The sequence below is a fragment of the Microcoleus sp. S13C4 genome, from assembly GCF_036700865.1.
In the GTDB taxonomy this organism is placed as follows: Bacteria; Cyanobacteriota; Cyanobacteriia; order Cyanobacteriales; family Microcoleaceae; genus Microcoleus.
The window spans coordinates 1-6,919 of the sequence record NZ_JAUBPS010000129.1 but is presented as its reverse complement, the minus strand read 5'-3'; the positions used below and the strand labels follow the sequence as shown (position 1 = coordinate 6,919).

General features: G+C 49.0%; 4 protein-coding genes. 2 read left to right on the top strand and 2 right to left on the bottom strand.

Annotated features, from left to right (window positions below; translation table 11 throughout):
* Positions 1–95: 95 nt before the first annotated feature.
* Positions 96–548: a clan AA aspartic protease gene (locus QT996_RS27740; RefSeq protein WP_333050649.1), complete on the bottom strand. Its 453-nt coding sequence runs from the start codon at positions 546–548 to the stop codon at positions 96–98.
* Between the two features lie 243 nt (positions 549–791).
* Entirely contained in the window at positions 792–1,829 is a 1,038-nt protein-coding gene (gene pdhA / locus QT996_RS27735) for a pyruvate dehydrogenase (acetyl-transferring) E1 component subunit alpha (protein WP_006634162.1), read from the bottom strand.
* A 447-nt stretch (positions 1,830–2,276) separates the two neighbouring features.
* Between pdhA and QT996_RS27730 the strand changes: the two genes are divergently transcribed.
* Positions 2,277–4,595 (top strand): IMS domain-containing protein, encoded by a 2,319-nt coding sequence (locus tag QT996_RS27730; protein ID WP_333050648.1) that lies wholly within the window; start codon positions 2,277–2,279, stop codon positions 4,593–4,595.
* A 108-nt stretch (positions 4,596–4,703) separates the two neighbouring features.
* Positions 4,704–5,906, top strand: a complete 1,203-nt coding sequence (locus tag QT996_RS27725) for a glycosyltransferase family 4 protein (protein WP_333050646.1) — start codon at positions 4,704–4,706, stop codon at positions 5,904–5,906.
* The last annotated feature ends 1,013 nt before the right edge of the window (positions 5,907–6,919 follow it).

Below are 6,919 nucleotides of genomic sequence, written 5' to 3'. Positions count from 1 at the left end.
TTGACTGGATACTCCTTCATATCTTGCCCTTAAAGTCAAGTACAATTTATACCAAATTAGATGAGCTTACCCTGGTATTTAAGGTGGATTTAGTATTAAACTCTCAATACAGGTCGGTCGGGATTTTCAGGATTAGCAATTAGACGCTGATTTTTGCAATCTACTAGCAAATCTAAAGTTTCTAACACAGTTTGACCGATTAGCACCATATCGCCTAAAACCATTGCAGCCTCAATCGTTTCGCGCCCTTCTATTTCAATGATAATAGGCCCAGTCAACCCCACTGTTTCTTGTCTGCCATCAGCATATTTTGCTATTTCCTGACGCCTAATTCTTAAACCCAGGTGTTCGCAGACTTCTACAGGAATAGCTGTGCGTACTGCACCAGTATCTATGAGTGCTTCTGCTTCGTACACGCGCAACCGATTTGGATTGAGCAATCCTCTCTTGACTAACTCTTCATCAATGGCATTCGTTAGCTTGAGTTTGACGCGAACTGCACGCATATTTTTGCTGGCTTGAGTTATATCGCGATCGAGATTTATCATATCGCCTCTCTTTTCGTCTATAAAGTCTGCCTTTGATTATAGCCACCATTTATGGTAGTAAGGTTCGCAGTGCAGACCCTACAAGTAGAGTTGGTACGTAAGTCTTAGAGCGTATTGCAGGTTTAGGAAGTGCAGTAGGGACAAAGGCTTTCGCCGTGTCCCTACGGAGATCTATCACTCTTGTGGGGAGTAGGGGTTGGGCATCCTGGCCACCCTAAACATACAAGTTAAATGCACAACAGCTTACTCATCTTCTGCATAGATAAACCGATACAATTCGCTAGGATCTGGCTCAGCGCTTTTCTCAGCAAAATCGACTGCATCATCAATTACTGCTTGAATTTTATTGTCGATCTCTTTCAATTCTTCAGCAGTTGCCAAAGTTCGATCGATCAAATCAGCAGCCAACTTCTTAATTGGATCGCGGGGGAACCAATATTCCTTCTCTTCCTTAGAACGCAACTCATCAGGATCTGCCAAAGAATGCCCGCGAAAGCGATAAGTCAAGGCCTCGATCAAAGTCGGCCCCTCGCCGGCCCGCGCCCGCGCCACAGCTTCCTTCGCCACTTCCCGCACCGCCAAAACATCCATCCCATCAACCTCAAAACCAGCCATGCCAAAAGCATGAGCCTTCTTGTAAATCAGCGGATCAGAAGTAGCTCGCTCGTGGGCCATCCCGATCGCCCATTTGTTGTTTTCCACAACATAAATAATCGGCAACTTCCACAAAGCAGCCATATTCAAACACTCAAAAAACTGCCCGTTATTTGCAGCACCGTCGCCAAAAAAACAAGCAGTCACACCATCGGAACTCTCATCCCCCAAAGCTTCGCGTCGGTACTTTGATTGAAAAGCCGCCCCCGTAGCTACAGGAATCCCCTCAGCCACAAAAGCATAACCTCCCAACAGTCGGTGTTCGGCCGAAAACATGTGCATCGAACCGCCGCGGCCCTTCGAGCAACCAGTTTCCTTCCCGAACAACTCCGCCATTACCTCCCGCGCCGGGACGCCCGCGCTCAAAGCGTGAACGTGATCGCGGTAGGTGCTGCTGACGTAATCAGTGTCATCCCGCCGCATCGATCGAATCACGCCTGTAGAGACAGCTTCCTGACCATTGTACAAGTGGACAAAACCAAACATTTTGCCCCGATAGTACATCTCAGCACACTTGTCCTCAAAATAGCGCCCCAAGACCATATCCTCGTAGAGCATCAAGCCCTCATCCCGAGAAATGTTGACGCTTTGCGCGTCAAAAACTGGTAAAGTCCGTTCCTGAACCATAAATAATTAATACCCGACGATCGGCTTCCTAGACATCTAAATTTAAACCCAGATGGGACACAACCGCAGCAGAAAACGATCGCACCTTTTTTGTGCAGCAGTTCACCAATTGTTAAAATGAGTTTGGCAGGCGGGGCGGATTGCCGGGACTCGGAGAACCAACTCCCATCTAAACCCCATGCCAACAAATGATATAATTCCCTTACTCTCAAACCCGAAAATGCTCAAGAGTCAAACCACTCATTTAGCTTACGGGCAGTGGGGCAAGGCATTTTCCTCACTGTAAAACGCTGTAGAGGGAAAAAAGTCAGATTATCTCTACGACAAGTCCAAGATACCGTGAATTGGGCGGTTGGAAGCCAACACCAGAATTTTTGATTTGGTTTGCGGGAGTATCTCACTTAAGATAGGCTAATTCAGTTGCTAGCGCTTTGGGGAAGTGGACGAGTGTTAATTCCACTAGATTACTACCGGATTTTGGGTCTACCGATTCAAGCTACTGCCGAACAGTTGCAGCAGGCTCACCGCGATCGAACTTTACAGCTTCCGCGCAGGGAGTATTCTGAAGTTGCGATCGTCGCCCGCAAACAACTGCTCGATGAAGCCTGCGCCGTTCTGTCAGACTCAGAGGGGCGCAAAGCTTACGATGCCAGTTTTTTAGCCAAAACTTACGATCGAGAGTCGGAAGCCGCACTCGAAGCCAAGCACCAGAGGTCGAAAACCTCAGCAGGCACGGCCACCTTCCTGCAAGACGCAGGAGAAACCGCTCCGGCAGAGTCCAAGGCTTTAGAGGCTGGTCCCGACCCCCACACTCCAAGTATTGAAATCGATGACAACCAATTCGTAGGAGCCCTGCTCATACTGCAAGAACTGGGGGAATACGAACTCGTACAGAAGCTGGGTCGCCCGTATCTTAACAATGGCAGCATCGCGATCACAGAAGGTCGTTTCGGCGACCCGCAGCTCGTGAGGCCAGATATAGTTTTAACTGTCAGCCTTGCCTGTCTAGAACTTGGCCGCGAACAGTGGCAGCAAGGTCAGTACGAAAATGCCGCAAAATCATTAGAAGCAGGTCAAGAATTGCTGCTGCGCGAAAGCCTATTTGCAAGCGTGAGGGGTGAAATGCAAGCCGACATATACAAACTCCGTCCGTACAACATTTTAGAGCTATTATCACTCCCCGAAGAAAAAGTCGCCGAGCGTCGGCAGGGGCTGCAAATCCTGCGAGAAATGCTTCAAGAACGAGGCGGTATCGACGGTTCGGGAGACGATCGATCGGGTTTAGGAATAGAAGACTTCCTCCGGTTCGTGCAGCAAATGCGTAAACACCTAACCAGCAGCGAGCAGCAGGCGCTATTTGAAGCCGAAGCCGGCCGCCCCTCAGCAGTCGCCACTTACCTCTCGGTCTACACCCTGTTAGCCCAAGGATTTGCCGCCAGACAGCCATCGATGATCCGTCGGGCCAAGCTGATGCTGATGCAGCTCGGTCGCCGCCAAGACGTTCACCTGGAAAAAGCCGTCTGTTCCCTGCTGCTGGGCCAGACAGAAGAAGCCAGCAGAGCCCTCGAACTCAGTTCGGAAAAAGAACCCCTGGCCTTCATTCGCGAACATTCCCAAGATTCACCCGACTTGTTGCCCGGACTGTGCTTGTACGCCGAACACTGGCTACAAGAAGAAGTGTTTCCCCACTTCCGCGACTTGGCCAACGAGTCAGTGTCCTTGAAAGACTACTTTGCCGACCCGAAAGTACAAGCTTACCTAGAAGCTTTGCCACAAGACGCAGAAACCGCCAACGAATGGGTCGTCGTGCAGCCCCGCTCCGGCAAGCCCCCTGGGCGACTGCAACCGACAGCAGGCCGATCGCCCGCTGCCATACCCGCACAGCCACCCACAGCCAAGCAAGGAGCCAGTACAGTCACCTTGACCCCCGTACCGGGCGACGCTTCCACCGCAGCCTCGGGCGCGAAATCCCCGGCAACGGCGGCCGCGCCGAGCGCTGCTGCGGCGGTCTCTCTCCCGATAGCTACAGAGCCACACCCCGCAGACTCGACTTCCAAACCACGCAGACGCCAACATTCAGGGCGCAGCGGAGCAACGGGCAATGGGCTAAAGGGCGATTTGGTCGATCAAGCGCGCACCAAGGCAGCAGAACTTACCGCCCAAGTCAAGTCCATGCCTCCAAACAAGCTGGCTTTGTTTCTAGTCGCAGGTGTCCTGAGCCTCTTACTCCTGTGGTTAATACTCAGTCTATTGGCGAGCGCGATGCAAGCCCTATCGGGCCCCCTCCGAGGAGAGCAAGCCCTCGTCCGCCTGGAAGAACCACCCCTAGAAATCCCAGCCTTGCCCGCGACCCCAGAGCCGAGCGCCACAGGCGCAGTGTCGGGAGCAATGACGGAGGCAGCAGCAAGAGACTTAGTTCAAAGCTGGCTGTCGGCGAAAGCAGCGGCTTTGGGCCCCAATCACGCTGTCGAAGAATTAAAGCAAGTTCTGACAGAACCGGCTTTGTCTCGCTGGCAATTGATGGCAGAAGCTCAACAGCGAAACAACGCGCACCAGCGTTATGTACACAAGCTGCAAGTTGATGCAGTTAAGACGAATCCGACTAATCCCGATCGCGCCCAAGTAGAAGCCCAAGTAGGGGAAAAAGCCGAAGTGTTCGATCGTTCTCAGCTCGTTTCTTCCCGCAATGAAAACCTGCGGGTGCGCTACGACTTGATCCGTCAAGAGGGACAGTGGCGGATTACGGATTGGCAAGTGATTAAGTAAGGAATGGGTAATTAGTAATTGGTAATTGGTAATTTCTGCTGGCTAATTACTAATTACCAATTTCTGCTTATTAGGTGAGTTTTTAATTCCAAAAGCGGGAGTTTTGAATTGCAGATTATTGTTGAAGGCTGGCGTTTTATTTATCATTCCTATTGTGTAGCCAATCAATTTCAACTGCTGGAAATGCTCGATCGCCCGCGAGGACAAATTGAGCTTTTCCACCGCGATATGCCCTACATTGACCCAGCTTGGGAGACGAAAATTAGTTTGTTCGATCGCCCAAATGAAACATTACTTCGCAGCATTAACAGCCCTGCGGTAAATCAGTCAGCGGATGTTACCCTGCGAATGTACTGCCCGTGGGACTTCTCGGCCTCCCGCAGCGCTCAAACTTGGGTATTTGCAGCCACAGAATGGGGAATTGTTACCAGTACAGTATTGCAGGGGATGGGTGTTAAGTCGATCGCACAAACCCCCATTAATTCAGAAACGAAAATTATTACACCTTCAGCTTGGTCAAAAGCCGGCTTAATTCGCAGCGGTGTGGAGACCGATCGCATTGCCGTTGTACCTTTGGGAGTCGATCCTAAGATTTATTATCCTGCTGCGGGCGATCGGCGTCAATCACTGCGCCAAAGCTTGGGCTGGTCAAACTATTTTATATTTTTAAACATCGGAGGGCAAACCGATCGCAAAGGTATTCGCCCTTTATTAAAAGCCTTCGCTGCGGTAGTTGACAAATATCCAGATGCGAGATTAGTTTTAAAAGGTTCAGAACTGCTTTATCCGTCCAGAGAGGAGATTGCGGAAGCCTGCCGAGTTGTGCTCAACGATGCCGAAAGAGCGAGGGTTTTACCGAGATTAATTTATACTGGTAGCCAGCTATCTTTTGCTCAAATAGCAGAGTTTTACCAAGCAGCAGATGTTTATGTTTCTCCTTATTTGGCAGAAGGTTTTAATCTCCCGGTGTTAGAAGCAGCAGCTTGCGGTTTGCCGGTTATTTGCACCGAGGGCGGCCCTACCGATGATTTTACGCGATCGGACTTTGCACTGCGGATTGAAAGTAAATTTATGGGTGTGGTGAGTGACGGGGAAACCTTATTTATCTTAGCTCCTGAGTGGGAACATTTGACTGATTTAATGCAAGGGGCGATCGAACAGCCTGGAATCGCTGCAAAAGCTAGGGTGGCGGGCCCGGCTTTTGTGGCTGAAAATTTTACTTGGAGGCGTGTAGTCGATCGATTGCTTGAGGTTATGGGAGGAGATAAAAAGAGAGAGGAGAGGTCTATTTTTGAGCCAATAATTTTGTAGTTTGGGCGTTTCAAGCCCTAGATGGGGAAATAGGTTTTTTGCGGCGTGGGTGATAACGAGTTGCACAGTAACCACAGTTCTAGTTTCAATCCCTGATAGGGTTTTAGGTTTTTTCCGGCAGTTTATTTGGCGGGCATAGATCCTAATTTTGGAGGGTTTCAATCCCTGATAGGGTTTTAGGTTTTTTCCGGCCGCCCGTTCCAGAAGCCAGGGTGTATTTGGTTTTCAAGGTGCAGTTGCGTCAGTCAACAGCAAAAGTACCATTGCAGCCTTCGGCTTGTCAATACCAGATTTTCCCTACTCCCTGCAAAACCTTATGCTGTAAAGCTTACAGACTTTCTGTCAATCGTTTTTTCAGACTATGGGCATCAAACTATTGCTCCACATGAGTTTGAGCCGAAAAATTTGATAGCCCGATTTTAACACCTACCCATTCACGGAAAATCAGCAAAAAATATTCTTCGCTCAACGGGTTCTACCCCACCAATACCTTCGATCTTACCCTGACAACAAACGCACAGCGGAACAAACCAAATAGTGTCTTCCTTGGGTTGGATGACTTTGTTCGGCATGGCGATCGTAACTTAGACTTGAGTCCTAGCCTGCATCCATCTCCTCAACTGGTTAGATGACTTTGTTCGGGGTGGCGATCGTAACATACCATACTCAGTCTCACTCTATTGAGCACACTCAAACACACTTTACTACATCCACTGCCCATAAAGGGAAGCTCAAGAAAAAACCAACAAGCTACCGCAATATAGCCCTAAAAGACTACTTAAAATTAGAAAAAAAAACACACAACGATTCCGCCCACCAAAAAGCAAATGAATTAAAAAAGTGTTCCTAGACATTAAAAATAATTACCTTACCTTTAACAGCTAATCGAGTTAGACATTTCTCTCATAAATATCACAAATAAGCCCGATAAAATGTTCTAATACCATTTTTTTAAAGATGTGATAGACTTGTGTAAAAAGTAAAGGAGAGAATTACAATGTCTGGTCGTCCTC

What these genes read in the sequence shown, in the direction of transcription:
- QT996_RS27740 (WP_333050649.1), bottom strand. Translation starts at nt 548, where the DNA reads ATGATAAATCTCGATCGCGATATAACTCAAGCCAGCAAAAATATGCGT.
- pdhA (WP_006634162.1), bottom strand. Translation starts at nt 1,829, where the DNA reads ATGGTTCAGGAACGGACTTTACCAGTTTTTGACGCGCAAAGCGTCAAC.